16 protein-coding genes and 2 tRNA genes are annotated in these 19,598 nt (G+C 57.6%); 6 read left to right on the top strand and 12 right to left on the bottom strand.

From position 1 onward, the window contains the following. Positions 1–6 precede the first annotated feature (6 nt). Together WCA85_RS02715 and WCA85_RS02720 are read left to right on the top strand one after the other, a co-directional pair. Positions 7–318, top strand: coding sequence for a YciI family protein (locus WCA85_RS02715; protein WP_424061609.1), 312 nt, complete (start codon positions 7–9; stop codon positions 316–318). A 3-nt stretch (positions 319–321) separates the two neighbouring features. Further along, positions 322–651 (top strand): Rieske (2Fe-2S) protein, encoded by a 330-nt coding sequence (locus tag WCA85_RS02720; protein WP_424061610.1) that lies wholly within the window; start codon positions 322–324, stop codon positions 649–651. Positions 652–694: 43 nt separating this feature from the next. Here WCA85_RS02720 and WCA85_RS02725 read toward each other — a convergent pair whose 3' ends face one another. Then, entirely contained in the window at positions 695–1,516 is an 822-nt protein-coding gene (locus tag WCA85_RS02725; protein WP_424061611.1) for an aldo/keto reductase, read from the bottom strand. A 150-nt stretch (positions 1,517–1,666) separates the two neighbouring features. Between WCA85_RS02725 and WCA85_RS02730 the strand changes: the two genes are divergently transcribed. Then, complete coding sequence (locus WCA85_RS02730; protein ID WP_424061613.1) at positions 1,667–2,644, top strand: LysR family transcriptional regulator; 978 nt, start codon at positions 1,667–1,669, stop codon at positions 2,642–2,644. Between the two features lie 84 nt (positions 2,645–2,728). Here the strand turns inward: WCA85_RS02730 and WCA85_RS02735 are convergent, their stop codons facing one another. Further along, positions 2,729–3,433, bottom strand: coding sequence for an SOS response-associated peptidase (locus WCA85_RS02735; RefSeq protein ID WP_424061614.1), 705 nt, complete (start codon positions 3,431–3,433; stop codon positions 2,729–2,731). 1,293 nt (positions 3,434–4,726) lie between these two features. Further along, complete coding sequence (locus tag WCA85_RS02740) at positions 4,727–5,050, bottom strand: H-NS family nucleoid-associated regulatory protein (protein ID WP_424061615.1); 324 nt, start codon at positions 5,048–5,050, stop codon at positions 4,727–4,729. A gap of 335 nt (positions 5,051–5,385) precedes the next feature. On the opposite strand from WCA85_RS02740, the gene WCA85_RS02745 reads away from it, so the two are divergent. Continuing rightward, a complete protein-coding gene (locus WCA85_RS02745) occupies positions 5,386–5,628 on the top strand; it encodes a hypothetical protein (protein ID WP_424061617.1) in 243 nt (80 codons plus the stop codon). Positions 5,629–5,650: 22 nt separating this feature from the next. Further along, positions 5,651–5,869 carry a hypothetical protein gene (locus tag WCA85_RS02750; RefSeq protein ID WP_424061657.1) on the top strand — a complete coding sequence of 73 codons (219 nt, stop codon included), beginning with the start codon at positions 5,651–5,653 and terminating at the stop codon, positions 5,867–5,869. Positions 5,870–6,577: 708 nt separating this feature from the next. On the opposite strand, the gene WCA85_RS02755 is transcribed toward WCA85_RS02750, so the two are convergent. The 8 genes from WCA85_RS02755 to WCA85_RS02790 all read right to left on the bottom strand — a co-directional run bounded on the left by WCA85_RS02755 (position 6,578) and on the right by WCA85_RS02790 (position 16,981). Continuing rightward, complete coding sequence (locus WCA85_RS02755; RefSeq protein WP_424061618.1) at positions 6,578–7,303, bottom strand: Crp/Fnr family transcriptional regulator; 726 nt, start codon at positions 7,301–7,303, stop codon at positions 6,578–6,580. Positions 7,304–7,469: 166 nt separating this feature from the next. Beyond that, positions 7,470–8,147, bottom strand: a complete 678-nt coding sequence (locus WCA85_RS02760; RefSeq protein ID WP_424061619.1) for a Crp/Fnr family transcriptional regulator — start codon at positions 8,145–8,147, stop codon at positions 7,470–7,472. Positions 8,148–8,791: 644 nt separating this feature from the next. Continuing rightward, positions 8,792–8,867 (bottom strand) — tRNA-Thr (locus tag WCA85_RS02765). Positions 8,868–8,925: 58 nt separating this feature from the next. After that, positions 8,926–9,000, bottom strand: a tRNA-Thr gene (locus WCA85_RS02770). A 1,023-nt stretch (positions 9,001–10,023) separates the two neighbouring features. After that, positions 10,024–10,299 carry a hypothetical protein gene (locus WCA85_RS02775; RefSeq protein WP_424061620.1) on the bottom strand — a complete coding sequence of 92 codons (276 nt, stop codon included), beginning with the start codon at positions 10,297–10,299 and terminating at the stop codon, positions 10,024–10,026. A gap of 318 nt (positions 10,300–10,617) precedes the next feature. Next, the gene (locus WCA85_RS02780; RefSeq protein WP_424061621.1) at positions 10,618–11,856 is read right to left on the bottom strand and encodes an acyltransferase family protein; all 1,239 of its coding nucleotides are present in this window, start codon (positions 11,854–11,856) and stop codon (positions 10,618–10,620) included. Further along, positions 11,853–12,779, bottom strand: coding sequence for a hypothetical protein (locus WCA85_RS02785; protein WP_424061622.1), 927 nt, complete (start codon positions 12,777–12,779; stop codon positions 11,853–11,855). Before WCA85_RS02785 ends, WCA85_RS02780 begins: the two co-directional genes overlap by 4 nt. 281 nt (positions 12,780–13,060) lie before the next feature. Next, positions 13,061–16,981, bottom strand: a complete 3,921-nt coding sequence (locus tag WCA85_RS02790; protein WP_424061623.1) for a beta strand repeat-containing protein — start codon at positions 16,979–16,981, stop codon at positions 13,061–13,063. A gap of 795 nt (positions 16,982–17,776) precedes the next feature. Here WCA85_RS02790 and WCA85_RS02795 point away from each other — a divergent pair. Further along, a complete protein-coding gene (locus WCA85_RS02795; protein ID WP_424061624.1) occupies positions 17,777–18,019 on the top strand; it encodes a hypothetical protein in 243 nt (80 codons plus the stop codon). Between the two features lie 108 nt (positions 18,020–18,127). On the opposite strand, the gene WCA85_RS02800 is transcribed toward WCA85_RS02795, so the two are convergent. Beyond that, positions 18,128–19,588 carry a TolC family outer membrane protein gene (locus WCA85_RS02800; RefSeq protein WP_424061625.1) on the bottom strand — a complete coding sequence of 487 codons (1,461 nt, stop codon included), beginning with the start codon at positions 19,586–19,588 and terminating at the stop codon, positions 18,128–18,130. Positions 19,589–19,598 lie beyond the last annotated feature (10 nt).

Here is a 19,598-nt window from a genome sequence, read left to right on the forward strand (position 1 = left end):
AGAGAAATGGCGCGATTCTTCGCAGTTTTTGCCACGGACCAGCCAGGTATGCGTGAGGTCCGCGAACGCGTTCGTCCCAGCCATCGGACTTACCTGCGCTCAGCCGCGCAGCACGGTGTGTTTGTGAGGCTAGGTGGCTCGACGCTGGAGCCGCTTTGCAACGTAATGAACGGAACACTTCTGGTAGTCGAGGCCGACGATATCAACGCAGTCATGCAGTTCGTCGGCAACGACCCTTACATGAAGGAAGGCCTATTCGCGCGGGTCGAAGTACGCCCGTGGGACTGGAGCCTTGGGAATCCAGAGCGAAGGGTGTGAGCGATGAGTGCAGGTCAATTATGTCGGTTCGCCGAAGTGCCGGACGGTGGTGCGCGCGTTATCGACGAAGAACGTGCCGGCCGTCCAGTGGTGGTTGTGCGGCGTGGTCAGCAAGTGTGGGCGTATGTGAATCGTTGCCCGCACTTTTCGGTACAGCTCGATTTCGAGCCGGGAACCGTCTCGTGCTACCGGTCGCAAGTTCTGATGTGTGCGCACCATAGCGCGTTGTTCAGGTTCGATGACGGGCAGTGCATTGACGGTCCCTGTACAGGCTCTGCTCTGGAGGCGGTCCCGGTCAAGGTCGACGAGAAAGCGTGGGTGGCGCTCGTTTGATTCGCTCAATAGTGGTGGCGGCTCACGCGAAGGTCGACGACGCTTACGCGTCCCATTCCGGCGCGAACGGCGGAGTGACGAAACGCTGGTTCTTCGGCAATTCCGCAATAGCGTGCCGGTCTTCATCGTCGAGTTTCACCGCCAGCGCGTCGAGATTGGATTTTTGGCTTTCGCGGCGTTGAGCCTTAGGGATGACGGCGACCCCTTCTTGTTCCAGAAGCCAGGCAAGTGCGACCTGGGCCGCAGTCGCGCCGCGCCTGGCGCCGATTCCCTGAAGGACAGGGTCGCTTGCTGCCCTGCCTTGTGCAAGCGGGGCATAGGCGACGAGTGGAATGCCCTTCTCGCGCACGTAGCTCAGCATTTTCGACTGGCCCAGGAACGCGTGGTATTCAATCTGGTGGCAGGCAATCGGTGCGCCGATTTCTTCGACGGCCTTTCGCAACATCGTCATGTTGAAATTGCACACACCGATTGAACGAACGGTCCCGTTTTGCAGAAAGCCCTGCATTGTCTCCATGACGGCGCCGAGGTCCATGTCACGCGACGGCCAATGCACCATGTACAGGTCGACATAATCGACACCGAGCTTTCCGAGACTGGCGTCCAGTGCGCGACGAATAGACTCTGGCTTGAGGTTCTCGTGCCATACCTTGGTCGTCAGATGCAGTTGCTTGCGCGCGAGACCCGCAGCAGCAATGGCGGCGCCTACAGCTTCCTCGTTTTGATACATCTCGGCGGTGTCGATGTGCCGATATCCGAGCTCCAGTGCACTTTCGACTACCGGCTGGCAGCCGCCGCCCGGCATACGAAATGTGCCGAATCCGAGGCGCGGCAGTTCAATTCCCTGTGTCTTCAAAACTTCCATTGCTACTCTCCCAAGCTGGTTCAGGTCAGCCGCGCAAGCCACCGCGGGGTCAGGACGACAATCTCGCATTTTCTGATTGTTGAATAAAGTACGTGCTGTTCAAATCACTCGTGACTAAACTCTCCAAATGAGATAAGCATTGGAGAAAGCATGACGTTTGATGGCCGACTGTTTGCGGGCATCACCGTACTCGCTGCAGTCGCGGAGAGCGGCAGCTTTGTGCGTGCAGCAGACGCTCTGGGATTGTCGCCATCGGGCGTTAGCCGCGCTGTTTCCCGCCTCGAAAAGCGGGTAGGCGTGCGGCTGCTCGACCGTACGACGCGCTCGCAGACATTAACCGACGAAGGGAGGCGGCTGTATGAAGCGGTCGGCCCCCATCTGACCGGCATCGAAGAGGCGGCTTCAGCAGCGTCCGGTTCAGCGAACGTTGTGCAGGGAAAGCTCCGTGTCAACGTCGACCCGTTCTTTTCAAGGACGGTGCTGGCGTCACGATTGCCAGATTTTCTGGCGCGTCATCCTGACCTTTCGCTCGAACTCATCATGCGCGACGACGTCGGCGACCTCGTGGCTGATGGATTTGACCTCGCGGTGCGTTTTGGCTCCCCGCCAGGGGGAACACTGGTTGCACGCAAGCTGCTTGAGACGCGCATCATTACGGTCGCGTCTCCGCGGTACGTGGCTGAGCACGGGAAGCCAGGCAATCCGGAGGAGGTGAGGAAACATCAACGAATCATGTTTTACAACCCGGTGACAGCCAGGCCCTTCGAGTGGGAATTCCATCGGGGCAAGAAGGTCGCGGAAATACCCGCGGAGGGGCGCCTGCTCGTGTCGGATGTGGAAACCATGCTCGGCGCGTGCATCGCCGGCGCTGGCATCGCCCAAGTGATGGAAATTGGCATCGAGCAGATGATGCGCGACGGCTTGCTCGTGGACCTCTTCCCGGATTGGGCGGACGAAAGATTTCCGCTGTATGCGCTCTTCCCATCCCGGCGCCATCGGGCTGCGAAAGTCGAAGCGTTCATCATTTTCTGTCTTGAGTCATTGTCGGTGGCCGCGCCCGTCGCGCACCGTCAGGTGAGCTCTCGGGTGAACGGCCGCCGGGTACAAGCTAAGGCGCGTACGTCATGACGACCATCAGGATTTACGCGGCTCCGCCGGCAAGGAGCGAGTTAGCGCTTGCCCTTGAGTGACAGATGCTCTGCAAGCACCGCCTTAATCGAGTAGCGATTGCTGCCCGTCCTCCGGTGGCTTCTCTTTCGGAAACTTGGGTTTGGACGTTCTTGGCGGCAGCGGAAAGGGCTCTGCTTGCATCTCGCCCGCCGGGTACAGCTGGAGGAAAGACCTCGCCTCGTCGGTGTTCCGACATCGCAGCCAGTCCTCGTACGCATTCGGTCGAACCATGACCACCGACCTCTTCTCGTCTCCAGGTTTGTGAAAACGCCGCATTAGTGGATGGTCGTCGGCATTGAGCGTCAGCATCGTGAAAGAGAGCGATTTGCCGCCATCGGGCTCGTCCCATTCACGCCACAACCCTGCAACGGCTGTCGGCTCATTGCCAGCAAGCGCGATGCGCCAGCGGACCGGCTTTCCAGTCTCATAACCTGGCTCAAAGAACGATCGGCACGGTATGAGACAGAGTTGAAGCCGGCTCCATGCGCCACTGAAGCTACGCTTTTCGCCTACTGATTCGGCGCGTGCATTCATTGTGTCGAACTGCTTAACGTGGGGCAGAATGCGCTTACGCGGGACCATGCCGAATGTCGCGGGAGCTGTCTCGAAGCCGGTCTCTACGCGCCGAAATATTGGCGCCACGTAGTCCTTAAATATCTCAGCCTTGTAGTCAAAATCGGGCGCCGGGAAAATGCTGAACGCGTCGAAATCTTCCTTCGGATTATTGGACTCGTAACTTGTGCACATTCGCGTGACCTCCTCAGATGCCTGAATATATTATCGCTTTCGCATCGAACCGTTCGACCGGCTCGGAGGCGAGTCTCTCGATACCTTTATCGGCCGTCAGGTGACAAGACGTTGGTCTCTACGTTTAACGTTGCGGATAAAGCAGTCGGGGCTTTCACTTTGACATCAATCAGTTACCCTGCATTCAGGCAGGTTGTCCACAACCTTGCCCACAAAAAATGGGGATAACTCGCTGAGGTTGGTGGAGGATAGGGCGGACAGATCTTCCATTGGGAGTCTTTCGGATTTTTTGGCACCACAAAAACTGAGGCCTGAAAATTGCGATCAGGCGGGTGTCCGCAGTATCGTTACCATTTGAATTTATGAACATGGACGCGAGGCTAGAAAGGAATGGACTTGTGGATTCAACCCTGCGCACGTTGTGCAGATTTGTACGGGCAACCGGCAGCGGAGCCACCACACCAGGACCTGACGCTTAACGGCGCCGGGGCGGTCAAGGAGGCTCGTATCGAGGAACACTACACCTGCATCCGGTGCCGCGCAGTGTTTGCGCGCATTCTTGACGGCCCGGCGAGGCGGCAGGTTTGGATGCTACTGAACGCGGGCCAGCATTGACGCAATGCATGAACCGCTGTCCGGGGTTGCGGTCGCGGGTTCACTCGATGACGTCGCTTGCAGCGATGAGCGATACCGTCCGCGGTGTTGGCAAGCAAGCTATTTAACTCGTCAATGCCGCGCTCGTAGAGTTCACCCACGCCAATCAGATTTTCTTACTTACTGGAATCTTCACGACACCGGCGCAGTCGCAACCTGGCCGCTTTGCCACCGAGTTCGGCTTCGCCGGTCTGAGGGAACAAGAGGTCGGAAGTGCGATTCGAATTTATCCGCCACAGGTGTTTCCGGCCTCGCAATTTTCGGCGGCAAGCGAAGAAAGCTTCGTTGCCAGGCCAAACACCAGCTTCATCATGCCGGAGACACAGCCATAAGCTGACCATGTGAGGGACTATCAATGCGAAACCTACGGAAAATATCCCGCGTCGCAGGTATTTCCGGGGCTGACTGGCGAAGCGGTAGATGTCAGTTGCCGGTCGTCATCACAGATAGCGGCATTTCGAAATTTCAGGTTCGAGAGGCCTATCTGTACGATTACAAGATCTCGGTCAGACTGCTTGATATCGATGACGATGGACTGATTGTGTCACGCATTCGGAACGTCACGCTATCCCGATAGGCGGCCTGTTCGAACGCTTGCGGACCGCTTCTGTCGGAGGCAGAGAAAGCAGGGTCTTGGCGTTATCGCTGCACTCGTGCCAGTGGGCTGCCCGCAAACGGGTCATCGCGCCAGTCAACCTTTCCTGGTTTCTTCGACGATGGCTCCTGCTTCGACGACACTTCGAAGTGTTCGATGGCTTGTCCCGCGCTAATCGCCTGGTTCAACCATTGCGGCATCTCTCCTTCGCCATTCCAGGTGTCGCCCGTCGCACTGCGGTAGCGTGCTCCTTGCTGCGCTAGCTGGTCGCGCGCAATTGCTGACGCCAGGTCATCCGGCTTGATGCCAAATTCCTTCATACGGCGGCGGAGATAAGCCACTATGCTGTCCCGCTTTCTTTCATCCATACATTACCTCTTTGTCCACAATCAATTACAACGGATGAATCGCTCATCCAGCCGAGGTTTAAAGGCTAACGTTCATTTAGCAAATTGAGTGCCTTAAGCGTGCGGCGCGAAACGCCCCGCGCAGTTAGGCCAGGCATGCTCATACCGTATCGCCGCTACAGACACTATGAGTGAGGGTTCGAACCGGGGCGTGGTGCCGGGGCTGGCATCGAAATTCAGAAAGGCCGCAACGTCATAGCCATATTATGCGCGCTCACGGCACAGTGCGCGCAATCGAATTATGAAAAATGGAGTTGCCGTGGCTACATTAATACAAATCCACGAAGCTGGCCAGATTGCAGGCGCAGACGGACGGACTCATTGCAAAGCAATCGTCTGCCCTCATCGAGAAGATTCGTGACCTGATGGCAAAACACAATTTAACCATTGCCGACATCGACGCTCATGTTGGTGGCAAGAAGCGCAGACCCAAGCCGGGTACGAACGCCGCGGTAGCAACGGAAGCGTCGGCGGCCAAGGAGATTGTGGTCGGGAAGACCACCGCGAAGCAAGCTGTTGCGGAAAAGGCGGTGGTCTGAAGAACTGGAGCAGGCGACGATCTTGAGTGACTCCACCGCGGAAGTCGCCATCGTCGAGCGTGGATACGAGGGTGTCGCGCTCGAGGGCGTGAATATTTACCACCAGGGTTTGCGGGGGGCATTCAAAATCCGCGAAAAGGTGCATCGGCTTCCATTGGAGACACTGTCGCGTTTTAGCCATGAACGGTCTCTCTCAACGACGAAGTTTCATAAATTCTGGAGCAGCAGTTCGGCAACCTGAGATGAAACGGGCCTGAAATTTACTCTGATGATGCCCCGTTATAGCGATCTGGGGCGGGGAATCGTGCGCACGTGAGACGGGTCACACGGCCAGAGCGCGAGCGGACGGGTAATTAGCAGTACCGAGGTGCTGCGGGCATGCACTGCTACTCAGGTCGTTGCGGCCGGGAGGGCATATCTGTGAGTTGTATGGCGTGGTACGCGTGTTCGCAGGACCCTCGGATTGTCTTCTCAAGCGTTCCGATTTCCCTGGCGGACGTGATTGCGCGCACCGCCTGCGCACCGTCACCCACCCGTGGCTTTGCAGCCGTCACCAACCTTGCATCGTCGCAAGCAACTTCAGTCGGTATTAACCCGCTTGCGGGGGTGTCGCTGACCGGAATGGTGTTCTGCATAATCTGCCCGGGTACGATGCGACCATCCGTCTACGCGCCAGCAAACGAAGTGAACCTCAGCAGTGCCGCCGCTATATACATGGCGACAGCCCCGGACGCCTACCGACGAACCTTGGCGCGATTTGTGCGTTCCGTCACAGCAGTTTTGATCGGAACCGGACACAATCAGAGCGCCTTGGTCCTCGCAACACGATCTCGATACCAGAGGCTTTTAGCGTCGGCTTGAACAGCCGACGCTCCTTTTCTTCACCTAAATGCAATCGTCGGACGCTGTCACGAGCATCGAGCCTGTACTGCTCACCACCGACCCTAACCTATCCTGCTGCAAGGTTACGGAGTCGTAAGCGATCGCAAATGCGAATCCGTCGTCCATCCTTGGCAATCACACCGCGATCCTCAAGTGATCTGAGCACTCGGGACACTGTCTCGCGGCTAACTTTTGCCATTGCGGCAATTGTCGCCTGGTCCGGCAGTTCAATCAGCGGTGTTGTTTCGCCTTTTATGCCGTCAAGCGCCGATTCAATGATTGCTGAAATCCGCGAATCAGCGCGAGGTGATTCTTTGGCGGCATGGCGTGTCACCAGATATTGAACCTGTGATGCGAGGATCGTGCTCAATGCGCGCGAAATGCTTGGTTCCTTGAGCAATTCGGTTGCATCGCTGCGATTGAAGAGACCAACCTCACTGTCCTCGATAACCTCGATATTTACAATAATGGGTACGCCTTTAACAATTGCCGCTTCTCCCGCGGACTGTCCTGGGTAGACCATGCGTACAGGCACTTCGCTTCCTTCCTCTGAGACCGTCGAAGAGCGTAACCACCCCGAAATCACGAACACGAGAGGGGACTGCGGGTCGCCTTGGAAGCAAATGCGGTCACCGGCCTTAAATTGTGCGATACGCAGCATCGCGCTGGCTTTGGCTATGACACGGTCATCTGACAGAGAAAACAGGCTCTGCTGACGCAGCAGTGCTTCTTTTTCTTTATGCATTTCGCCGCCGCGACTGGCCGTGCTATGGAAATTCTGCAAACTTTTCAAGATGTTTCACATTAAAAACGCCCCGGTCAAAGTTGTGCACGTACCAAACGCTTGGTATGCCTTTCAAGTTATGGGATTTCATAGCTTTCAGGCAATAAAGACGAATAGCATCACGCAGCCAATAAAACATTGTTGCGTGAAGTTCTGCATAAAATTACAAATTGCTTTAGCCGGTCGCTAACTTGTGCAATGCAACGGAATCGAGGACTCGAATTCGTCGCCCCTCTTTTGAAATCATGCCGCGACGCTCAAGCGTCTTTAGCACGCGCGAGACGGTTTCTCGACTGACTTTTACCATGGCGGCAATAGTCACCTGGTCCGGAAGCTCGATTATTCCGGATCCGCTCTCTTTGATGACATTATACGATGCTTCGATTAAAGCGGAGATTCTGGAATCAGCGCGTGATGGTGCTTGCGTTGCATCTTGTTCAACAATGCGCCGAAACTCGCTGGCCAGGACGCTATTAAGCGCTGGCGATACGCTGGGCTCCTGCAGGAGAGTTCGCGCGTCGGCTCGATTGAGGATGCCAATGAGGCTAGTTTTCACTGCCGCGACATTTAGCGGACTCGGTGAACGGCCTAGTATTGCGAGAATTCCTGCAACTTCGCCTGGATTAATCACCTTAAATGGCGCTTCCACGCCGTATTCAGACACTGTCGAGGCGCGTAGTTGCCCTTTTATTACCATGACAAGTGGCGAACGGGGGTCCCCTTGGTAGTAAATGGGATCTCGAGTCTGGTATTCGACAAAGCGAATGACCCCGGCTGCGTGACTTATGACGCTCTCACTGGCAGCGGAAAATAGGATTTGATTTCTCAGTATTTTTTTTACGTCTACGTCCACTTCATCACCTCGGTAGCGGCGGGCGCAATTATATCCAGATTTTACTCCTGCATCGCACATCATTTTCTCGGAAACGTTTTCAGTTTGATTTAATGTCTGATTTGCAATAATCGCTGAAACTTGAGGCCAATTTCTCTATAAATTTGAACAATTGCTTCCCGAAAACGGTGTCAATTGCTGTGCTGGCAAGCATAGTCGACGACTGCGGAGCTCAAAGCATAGGCACCAAGGCATCGTTGTTTTTTCTTGCAAGACGTATGGGCCTACACTTTGCGTATCGCGCGAACACTGCGGCGCTCAGGTCATCAACGATTCCATGCCCGTTCGGGCTTTGCCAAGAACGCGTGTGGATTGCGGGGGCTCGACGCCTATGACTCTTCCAGCCGTGGGTAGCCGAGATGCCATTTGGGGTGACATTTTTCCCTGATGGTTCGCAAGTTCGACCTTAATGTCACGAGCGTCTAAAGTCCCCGTCACACCCAGTCATACGCTTTCCGTGCAGGGCGAGTACCGCCGTGCTCAGGTCGCGGGTAATCCGTCGTGCCTGCTCAGGCTGCAACGCCAGGGTGTATCGAAACACGAGATAGAGCCGCCAAGCAAAACGGGCCGCGCGAAAAAAATCGCGTGACCCGTTTTGCGAAATCTGGTGCCCCCTGTCTGATTCGAACAGACCACCTCATGATTACAAGTCAAGTGCTCTACCAAATGAGCTAAGGGGGCGGATACTGCTACGCGTTGACACCAAAAGTCATCAAGGCACAGCTTCAGACACAAACTTTGGTGCCCATGGGCAGGATCGAACTGCCGACCTCTCCCTTACCAAGGGAGTGCTCTACCACTGAGCCACATGGGCGTACATACCACTTAACGTTGCAGCGGCAGACCCTGCCCGAACTCGCGAGCTTAACCTTTGCAAGGTTGCGCTCTAGCAACTGAGCTATGAGGGAAGGGACCTTTGCGAACAGGGCGAGATTGTATCGCACCAGTTACGCTTACTAAACCCGGAACGGCGTCTATTTCCAAAAGAAAATAGTTGCGTGTCGTTGGCCAGGCCTGGTCGTTGGCCGCCCCGGCGTACCAGCTCCACTCGGGCGACCAATCCTTTGTCGCGCAGTCGGCGCAGCGAATGTTGAGTGCAGGCGATTGCGCTGCGCGACGCCGTCCCGTAAATGAGCAGCGCGACCTAGCGCGCGGTCATTGCTTCAACGCTCGCGATGCAACTTATTGTGTCGCGCTCGACCTCGAGCGCCCGATTTTTGTTGTTGTTCATTGTGGCGTATCCCCCCTTCATCAACGTATAGCAACTCGTTGCAACGGTAGAGACTAACATCAACGTCAACGACCGAAATCGTTCACTTCCCGTTGCTGAACGCGCCGACGTGAACTAGCTCGCTAGGGCCCCAAGAGGGTCCTGCCGCGAGACAATTCAGGTTATACACCATTGCCTATTCGTCCATGCCGGGATGACCGGCCACGAGACTCCAGAGTGCAAGTTACTCACGACTGAGCTGTGAGTCTTCGAAGTCAAACCCAGCGTTACGCTTTGCGTCCAGGGTGAGTACCGTTGCGCTCAGGTCCCGTATCATCTGACGCGTCTGCTCAGGCGCCAGAAGAAAGCCTTGTTCGCGAGCGGAAATCGAGAAGGCTGAAGGCCGTTCTGCGCATATACGCAGGACCACGTGTTGGCTCCTCGCATCAGTCTTCCACTTGTCCACCGGTATGAGCAAAGCGGAGTTTGTGCCGCCTCCCACTGATGCAGCGTTCTTTCTGTGTAACGCGGGTGTTCTGCAACCCTTCAGAAAACGAACGGCCCGGCAAGCGGATGGAACCGGAACCCTTGCTCGGCTAACGGTGCTTCGGCGGGTCAATCCTCCGGCTACGGGTAGTCCCAATGACTGACCAATCCTTCACCCTCGGCAGCCCGGGCAACGGCAGCAACCCGTTGGAGCTCCAGTTCGCGCAGGGCCGCATTCAGCGTCGAGATGAGCATGTGGGCCTGGTCTTGGGTGAGAAGGATGGTCTGCACCCGTTGCTCCAGTTTCGACATGTCCGAGAACGCGTGGCCGGACAGGCGGATGGAACCCTGGTCGTTGGTCGAGTCGGTGTCGGCGTCAACCTTCCAGCAGCCCGTGGGAATCAGCAATCGCGGCATGTTTGCGTTTGCCTGTGTACTAGATGTCGCTGGGGATGACATTTTTTTGGTTCGAAAATTGGTCAGATGAGACGCCATAGCGAAGCAAGGCATTCGCTCGGACAGTCGGATGGTGGCATGCCAGCCTCTGGAATGTAGCGGGATGAGCAAAGGAGGATTCACGTGTCTTCCTCTGGTGCCGGGTTATTTGCTTGTGACATATGTGTTCTGAAGCTCTTCAAAAAAGGCTAAGCGGAACGACGATGGGAATGTAGAAATGCTGGCCGGGGCGGCATTCAATTTGGCCACCGCGCGCATATCGATTGCGCTGGTTGGCCACTAGCCCACGTCCCCGACTACCGGGCGGCCTGGCGTGGTCTGCGTCTTTCCCACTTTCCGCGCGACCTGGACCGCCGCACCATCGACCCATCGCTCAAAAACGACTGCGAAAAGCGCCGTAACGATTGTCCCAACTACTCCCGCCACGGCGACGGCCGCTCCATAGCCCAGCGGTATGAACTCAAGGAATGTCGCGCAACTGATGGTGAACAATATGGGGAAGTGCACCAGATAAACGCTGAACGAGAGCTTGCCGAGGCGCTGAAATAGCCGCGAGGACAGCCATCGCTGAACCCAGACCGATGTGAGAACAGCCAGATAAACGAAGAGGGCACCGAGCTGGCTCTGGAAGTGAAACAGGTCGTCGCCCCGGACGGCCACCGGTGCAAACAATTGTCGGAGACTGTCGACTATGCGCCAGTCGCGGCTACAGCAAAGTGCAACGCCCAGCGCCAGGGAAGCCGCCGCCGCGAGCGAACGCCATACGGATTTTCCGTGTGGGTGCAGGGCGAAATCTGCCAGCAGGTGGCCGGCGACAAACAGCATCAGCGGATGACTCCAGAACAGGAACGGCGTCGTAATTAAGAACAAGCGATAGAGCTTGCCGCTGGCGTGCTGCATTGCCACGAGGGCCATCACGAGGAAAGAGCCCCAAAGTTCAACGTGCAGCGTCCAGAACGGTGCGTTGAAGGACCCGCTTATCGTATCGAGGTGCGGTTCGAGCGGTACAAAGAGCGTGCTCCACTGATAGCCGGTGAATAGCGACTCGATGGCGACTTCCCGCACAAAATGGCGCACTGAGAATGGGTCTGGGCCGATGGTTGCGAGCCATTTCGTCGAACCTGTGATGGCGCCAACGGCGACATGGCTGGTTGGGTAGAGCGAGAATAACAGGCTCGCTAGCGCGGCGGCAAAGAACACCGGCATGATGAGCCTGACCACGCGGCGCATGACCTGTTGGGGTATCTGCAGGGGAGCGGCGCGAAACGAATAGGTCAGTACCGTGCCGCTTAACAGGAAGAACAGATAGACCGCCGAATAACCGTCGAACAGCCAGAAGAGCGGTGATGGCCGGGCTATCCAGGCCTCCCAGCTGTAATGAAACGGAGCGGCGCCCCGGTCGTTGGCGCCGGGGAAAAATGCCGTCAGATAGTGCAGCAGAAATACCTGTAACGTAGCGGCACCCCGTAGGCCTTCGAGCCAGACAACTCGTGGGGCGTGGGAACGGTTTGGCGTCATGAGGCTCGCGTGAAGACGAACGAAAAGACTTTTCCCATGTACGCCCGCTGTGGAGCGTGACGCAGGCGCCAGATGATGCCGTCCATCACAAAGTGAGTCATCACCAGCGAGAGATAAACCCCGAAGAGGAACGCCCGCACCGGGCTGTCGCCTCCGCGCTGGAGAGCCGCGAGCAAGCCGCCAAGGGCGAGCGTTAGCACGATGAGTCGCGTCCAGCTGCTCAGTCTGTGGCGCTGGCGGTCGCCGATGTAGCCCATGAAGACGAGATATTGCAGGCCGTGCGCCAACGCGTAGGAAAGCACGGCATCAATCGGGTGGGTATAGAGAAAGCTAGGCAGGAAGAAAAGCGTGCCAAGGCCAATTACCAGAATGCGCCGGGCGGCACCCTGCTGGCGACGTATCGAGAAGGCGACGGTCAGCGCAGTCAGGACGGCGATGCCTTGCAGGCACGCGGCAGCAATCCAGATGACGTGCACGACCGGCGACTGCACGAGACCGTTGCCGAGGTCGTACAGCTTGACCAGCGCGAGGATTGCGGCAGCGACGGCCAACTGCATCGGAAGCTTCTCTTTGTTGCTTAGTGGCACCTGCTGGCCGGCGCGCATCATGAAGCTCGCGACGCCGAAATTCTGGCGCTGGTAGTGCCACGTCTGCCAGACGAAATAGAAAAGCAGCGCTGCGGCCTTCAGTGCTGGGGTTCCCTTCAGGAAGACCATGCCGTAGGCGATGGCAATGCATAGCGGTAAAAGGATGGTTCTGGGCCAGTGCGCAAGCAGGATGGCGCGTCCTTCTTTTTCCAGAAAGAAGTAGTAGCCGGCGGCGACGTGTGCGCCGCCACCCGCGAATTCGATGAGTATCAGCATCTCGGCCAGAGTTTTGATATTCGGCACGAAATTCAGGAGCGGTACGGCGAAATACGGCAACGCGGTGGCTAGTATCAAGGAGCTAATGAAAATCCGGAGTTGCATGGCGAGCGCGGGAGTTCTGCTTGTTGTCGGTTTATTCGAGCAGACCAGGCATGGTCTGTTGTGATGGAGTCCGGAAGAATTTGCTTAGTTATCCAAGTATGTCAACAGCAAAAAACCCCGCCCTCTTTTGAAGGGGGGGGTGGAGCCGGCGGCAAAAACACCGCCGGAAGCGATCTGGCGGTTTGGCTTCTGCACCTGCGGTTGCCCGAGGTTAGAAGCCAACCAATCCGCTGCGCTTACGCGAAGTGGAGAGCACCAGCTGCCGTGACCGTTGCGTGCGACAGGTCGACCGTGCCCGCAATCTTCACCAGTTCGGCCGTGGCGGTACCGCTACCCGAACCCGAACCACTTTCTTCGACGTAGGTGTTACCGCCAAACTGGAACCACGTCACCGTGTGAGCCGTTGCCGATTGAGCGTCTCCCACGATTTGCGCGAACGTCAGCGTGCCAGCACCCGCGCCGGACGGCAGCGCGGTTGCAACACCCAGAGCACCAGCCGCGTTAGCAACAGTCACACCCGTGAATGCCAGCGTGTTTCCGCTCAGCGTGCCGCCCAACGTCAGGTAGTCGGCCACACCGCTACCAAAGTGCAGACTGTCGTTGACCGTCGCCACGCCGGAGCCGAACGTAACGTTATGAAGGTCACCACCGACTGCGCCCGTGTCGTCGCCGACATTGACTGTCACGGCCGTGCCCGAGCCCAGCGTGACGCTGTCCGATAAGCCCGACAGGTTTGCTACCACGGACTTGCCCGAACCCAGCGTGGCGCTATCGCTAGTGCCGTTCAGGTTGACCGTATCGTTGCCCGAACCCAGCGTAGCGCTATCGTTGTTGCCCAACAGCGTGACGTGGTCGTTTGCAGCCGACGCGGAGTCGTTGATCGAAGCACTGTTGCCCGACGCGGTCAGCGTGTTGAACGCCGTAACGGTGCTCGAATCTGCAGCCGTTGCGCCTTCGGTAATAACACCGTTGTTGGTGGCGTTCACGATGGTGTCACCACCCGTGCCGCCGTGGATGGTCACGCCCGTGAAGTCGAGACCCATACTGTTGCCGCCGGTACCAGCAGCTTCAGTAGCGCCCACCGTGATGTGCAACGCACCGGTTGCGGCCGAGCCGTCAATCGTCTTTAGTGCGGACGCGACTGCTGCGGTAACGCCCGTATCAGCGAAATCTGCTGTCGTATCCAGAACCAGGTTCAGGTTAAGTGCAGCCGAACCCTTGATCGTCAGCGTCGAAAGATGGTTATCCGTCTCGAAGAGATTCAGGTTGTTCGTGCTGCCCGCTGCGCCGCCAGAAGCCACGGTTACGCTGGAGTCGCCCGTCGAGGTGATAAAGAGCGTCTGGACACCTGCCACAGCCGACGAGTCTGCGAAATTCACAGCCACGCTGTCCGTTGCCGTACCAGCGTGCGTCAGCACGAGCGTGCTGTCATCGCCGCTGAACGTGTCGGTCACCGTCACGGCTGCCGCCAGGTTTTCCAGCGTCGCAACTGCGCCCGTGTTCGAGCTGATAGCCACGCCCGAAATCGAGGTTGCCAGGAGCGACGTGTCGATCGTGCCGGTATAGCCCGAAACGTCCAGAATCTGGAAGTTTTCGACCGTAGCACCGACGCTGTTGGCGATCAGCGAAGCCGAGATGGTGTTCGCACCGCTTGCACCACCGTCAACCGTGACACCGCTAGCAATATATTGGCCGCTATTCGACGCCAGCAGGCTGTTGTCGCCTGAGCCGAACGTGATTGCCTTGGACAGGTCGTCCACACCAGCGCCCAGCGTCAGGACATCGTTGCCCGTGCCGGTCGAGGTGAATGCTTCGCTGGCATTGTTCAGGGTCAGCGTGACACCTGCGCTGCCGCTCACGTTGACAGCCGTAATCGCGGTCGAGCTTGCGTCGAGCGTGATGTTCTCCGTACCGGAAATGTTCAGCGTTGTCAGGGCTGCGTCATTGAACGCCAGCGTCGAAGCAGCAGCACCGCCCGTCACCAGATTCAACGTCGTGATGCCTGCGTCAATCACGGCGGCCGAGGCGCCAGTGACTGCGTCTGCAGTCAGGTTCAGCGTCGTGACCGGAGTCGCGAAAGTGCCAGCGTTGATAGTAACGGCAGCGCCCGTACCAGCCAGCGTCAGGTTGCTCAAACCGCTGTCGTAAATCGTTGCGCCACCGCTGAAATTGTTCAGCGAGACGGACGTAATCGCACCAACCGATTTCCCGGCGGTGTAGTTCACGTCAGTGATAGTCACAGCACCATCTGCAACGCCGCCGACAGCTGCAACAGCGGGGGTACCAATTACTGTGGGGGTGCCTGCCACAGCGGTGATGTTGGTCGTGCCGTCGTTGCCGGAATCGGTCAGCGGAGCGCCGACGCCAGTCGTCGCCGAGGTCAGGAGAATTTCGTTACCAGAGACAGAAGCGCCGGTGAAACCACCTACCCATGGCCCGGTAACTACAGCACCAGCCCCACCAGTAGTGGCAATTGCGCTTGTTGCGGCCGCAAGGCCCGAGCCGGTAGCCTCGGCCAGGTACAAGGCGGCTTCTTCTGCTGCCGAAACGCCGTTGGTGCCGCCGTTGATCGTAGTGCCACCGATGGTCACCGTCGCGCCGGCGGCGACGTTGCCAAAAATGATGTCATCGGTCGCGTGAGTGCCGGCATTTGACAGTACCACTGCCTGGCCCTCGACAGCCGCGACAGCAGCGGACTGGTTCACCGTAACCGACGTTGTCGTTGCGCTGCCGTTCACGTTAACCGCGCCGCCAACGGACGTCGCGGTAGTACCGGTAGAGCCGAGAACGTTCTGTGCGGCGATGTTTTCCGTCACGCTGACCGTGGTGCCGCCGTTAACGTTGATGATGCCTACTGTATTAACCAACTCCACGCCGCCGGCGTTACCAACAGACGTCGCTGCAGCCGTTGTTGTCGCCGTCACGGTGATTGCGCCTGTCGGAGCGACAGTGGCGGAACCGATGGTGATGCCATCAATAACCGCGCCCGTAGCCGACACTGTGACAGCGCCAGTCGTGGCGGTGTTCGCATCGATGGCAATCGTATTGACGTTTGTAGTCGATGCTGCCGTCACATTGACCGACGTGCCGCCATCGACCCCGACAGAACCCGTACCTGTCTCGTTCACCGTAATAGCACCGGCCGGGGCCGTCGTGCCACCGATAACGACGTCGCCGTTCGTGTTAACCGTGACGTTGTCGCCACCGTCAACGCTCACCTGAGCGGCAGTCGTAGTAGCCGCAGGCGTTTCCGTAACCGTCACGTTAGTCGTGGCAGCGGAAATCAGGGTAACCGAACCACCTACTGCATTGACATTGAAAGTCGTCAGGCCGGAGAAGCCCGTTGCGGTATCCAAAGTGACCGCGTGGTTACCAGATTCCGTGAAGTTAAATGTCTGAACGCCGCTCACCGTGGCGCCTGCAGGCACGCTGCTCTGCGTCTGCGCGGTGGCCACATTAAGCGTGTTGCCCGTGCCGGTACCCGTGATGGTGTCGAGCGCACTCCATGTTTGCGTGTTGCCGTTCGTGCCGCCGTCTGTCGCGTTGACGACGTTGTTGTTGCCCGTCAGGGTGATGTTGTCCACACCAGTAGTGAGCGTATAGACCGTACCAACCGTACCCGTACCAATGTTCGCCACCGTCGTCGACAGGTTAGCGGCCGCCGATGCTTCCGATGCCTCATCCGTCACACCTGACACTGCTGCGCGTGCATTGGTCCCTGCAGCTGTGCCCGAGTAAGCCAGTTCTGCCGAAACCGATTGGCTGACTGCCGACGTGAATGCGTCAGCGTATTCGAGCTTCGCAGCCAATTGCGTTGCGTCCGAGCCCATTGCGCCGTTGTAGATGTTCAGCGCAACCGAAGCCAGCGAGAACGTGCCGTTGTTAATGCCGTTCACGTAGAACGTCAGACCCGGGAGGTCAGCTTGACGGCCAAACAGCTGTTCATAGATCGCGTTGACCTGTGCTTGCACGCTCGAACCGCCGTACAGGGCGGTCGACTCGGTAGACGTACCGAATGCGTTGATGATCGAGCTCAGGTTGCCGTTTGCTGCATCCAGTTGCTGGGCCCAGTAAGCCTGGCCAGCGGGATCAGCCGGGCGGCCGTAGTAGGCCAGATACGCTTCTTGTACTTGTTCGTAATATTGTGCTGCAGCCATTTAATTCTTCTCCAAAAGGTCTTTTCATGAACCAACACACGTGTGATACGCAGCAAGCTCATGCGGTGATCAAGAAGCAAGCCACGATAGCGGTCCGGCTGCGTCGTGATCACAGCATGCTTACAACGCAGGGTGGATTCTCATTGGCCTCTTCCCCCCTTTGTGTGATGGCGCGCACAAAATCGCAAATAGTCTGACGTAAGAGGACGCGGCGCATAAGCGTGGGGTGATGGCTTCGCTGCGGGATCGAGCCGAAGCATCGGCGCGCCCTGAAGGAACGACCGGCATGGTGAATGATGTGCACTCTCGCCTGATGATGAAGGAATTCGCATCTCTTGATGCGCGGCACGCCGCAGAGCTGACACCTGTATTCGTACGAAGGTCAAACGCAAATATGCGCGCACGATAAATCAGGTGGGCAGGAAAAGTTGTGATGGCCGTCACATTTTGACAGCGCCTGTCACACAGGTTGATAAGCGCAGCAACCAGGCATAGGTCCCAGGCAAAGCCAGGCGCAAAGCAGGAATGTGCGCTCCCGCACAACTTGTGCTGCGAACGTGCGATAGATTACGCCGCATTGGCGCGGTGTCGATGATGTTTGTCTAACGCGCTGCGCAATCGAATCCACATCGCCAAAGAAACGCTATGCCACTCCCGTCAAACCCGAAAAGAAAATCAGCCCGCAGGAAAGCTAGCGGTCCGAAGCTATGGATTGCGGAGTGGCTTATCGAACCGTCAAGTCCGCCAGGTGAGGTCAACTTGTCGTTTGTCGCGGTGCAGGAGTCGGGCGATAACGTGAGTCGTTTGACTACACGGCGCTTCATGTTGCGTTGTGAGCGGGCAGAGGAGTTCGTCAAGGAACTCAAAGACGTGCTGGAGAATTTCGCGGCGACACGACGTCTGGAAGAGCAGGCTGCGAGCGAAACGCGAGGCTTCGGCGATGAGCCCGGTGCGACACCAGCTAGCGCGCCTGTTGATGACTTAGACGCGCTGTCGAACCATTTCGCCCTGGGTGCTTACGGCCTCGTTGGAAACTAACATCTAGACGCAAGGACGCCCTTTCGATCTGAACAGGCTCGAAAGGGCGTCCCCGGGTCGGCGCCTGCTTATGCAAAGCGGCACCGTAAATCAGTACCACGAATCACCTCAAGGCAGATGGAGGCTGGTTGCGCTGGTTTTAGCGGTCGACACCGTCTGGTTGGTTGGCAGGAACCACTGCGCTTCCTCGTAAAGATCTTGTGCCCTCAATACACCGGCTGCGTGCTTGAGTTGCAGGTCGGCTAGCAGGTACTGATAGCGAGCGTGGGCGAGATCGCGTTTCGCCTCATACAGTTGCTGCTCCGCCGTCAAAACATCCAGATTGGTCCGCATGCCCGCCTGCACGCTTTTGTGAGTGGCCGTGATCAGCAGCGTGGCCGACGCAACTGCGCTTTGCAGCGCATCGATCCTCGCAAGACTGCTCACACACAGGTTGTATTGCTTGCGCACGTCGAGCAATACCTTGTTCGTTTTGTCCTGCAGTTCAAACTGCATGCGCTCGTAGTTCGCCCGCGCCTGCGCCGAGCTGGCGCTGACCATTCCGCCCGAATAAAGCGGAATGGTGATCTCCACGCCAATCGATTTGGTCAGATAGCGCTGGTCGATCGTATCGACGCTATTGGACTGGCTCTTGCCGAGACTGCCCACCAGGTCGACGTGCGGATAGAAGCCGGCTCGCACGACTTCGAGTTGCTGGTGGCTGGCCTCGACCGAATGCCGTTCTGCATCGAGTTCGGCATTGTTGTCGAGGGCGATGTCGCGCCATTGTTCATAGCTCGCAGGTGAGATCATTTTCGGCTGATAGTTGTCGCTCAACCGGTCGAGATCGTCGACATTGAGCGTAGCCGGCAAACCAGTGAGCGTTTCTAGCACATGGGATGTGTTATCAACATTGTCTTGCGCATCAGCGACATCGGCCTGCGCCAGTGCCTGTTTTGAGCGGGTTTCGAGAATGTCGGTACGGGTGCCTTCGCCATTGCTGAACATCGCCTCGTTGCTGGCAAGCTGTTCATCCAGCGCTTTCTTTTGGGCGGACGCAAAGGCAAGCTGGTCAAGCGCAAAGACCGTATCCGTATAGGCGGCAAGCACGCGCACAAGCAACTCTTCACTGTGGTCAGCGAAGGTTGCGTCGCTGGCTAGTGCAGTTGCCTTGCCGTAGCGGTAACGGGCAAGGCCTTCAAGATTGATAATCGGCTGACGCAGCGTAATCCCTTCCGAATAGGCGCGGTAGCTCTGATTGGTCGAGGTGTCACCTTCGGGTGACCCAAAGAAGGTTGTACCCGTCGCATCGCGGTAGTTCGAATAATTGGCCGACAGATTGGGCAACAGATACGATCGCCCAATGCCGATGTTTGCGTCGCCGGCTTCCTTTTCTTTCAGGGCGCCCGCATACACAGGATCAGCACTCAAGGCTGCATCGTACGCATCGGCGAGGCCGATTGCGTGCGCTGGCGCAGTCATCCCGATCAGGACCGCTATCGAAGTTGCGAGACACACCCTACGCAGGCGCGTTGGAGCCGGGGCGGGCAATGAGCCGCCGGCGCGTGCGGCGTGGTTCCGCGCGCGCATTTTATTCACT

This window comes from Paraburkholderia sp. (genome assembly GCF_049581445.1).
Classification (GTDB): Bacteria; Pseudomonadota; Gammaproteobacteria; order Burkholderiales; family Burkholderiaceae; genus Paraburkholderia.

Coding starts and splice junctions, on each gene's coding strand:
- WCA85_RS02800 (WP_424061625.1), bottom strand. CDS start 19,588: ATGCGCGCGCGGAACCACGCCGCACGCGCCGGCGGCTCATTGCCCGCC.
- WCA85_RS02790 (WP_424061623.1), bottom strand. CDS start 16,981: ATGGCTGCAGCACAATATTACGAACAAGTACAAGAAGCGTATCTGGCC.
- WCA85_RS02725 (WP_424061611.1), bottom strand. CDS start 1,516: ATGGAAGTTTTGAAGACACAGGGAATTGAACTGCCGCGCCTCGGATTC.
- WCA85_RS02780 (WP_424061621.1), bottom strand. CDS start 11,856: ATGACGCCAAACCGTTCCCACGCCCCACGAGTTGTCTGGCTCGAAGGC.
- WCA85_RS02730 (WP_424061613.1), top strand. CDS start 1,667: ATGACGTTTGATGGCCGACTGTTTGCGGGCATCACCGTACTCGCTGCA.
- WCA85_RS02775 (WP_424061620.1), bottom strand. CDS start 10,299: ATGCCGCGATTGCTGATTCCCACGGGCTGCTGGAAGGTTGACGCCGAC.
- WCA85_RS02715 (WP_424061609.1), top strand. CDS start 7: ATGGCGCGATTCTTCGCAGTTTTTGCCACGGACCAGCCAGGTATGCGT.
- WCA85_RS02720 (WP_424061610.1), top strand. CDS start 322: ATGAGTGCAGGTCAATTATGTCGGTTCGCCGAAGTGCCGGACGGTGGT.
- WCA85_RS02735 (WP_424061614.1), bottom strand. CDS start 3,433: ATGTGCACAAGTTACGAGTCCAATAATCCGAAGGAAGATTTCGACGCG.
- WCA85_RS02740 (WP_424061615.1), bottom strand. CDS start 5,050: ATGGATGAAAGAAAGCGGGACAGCATAGTGGCTTATCTCCGCCGCCGT.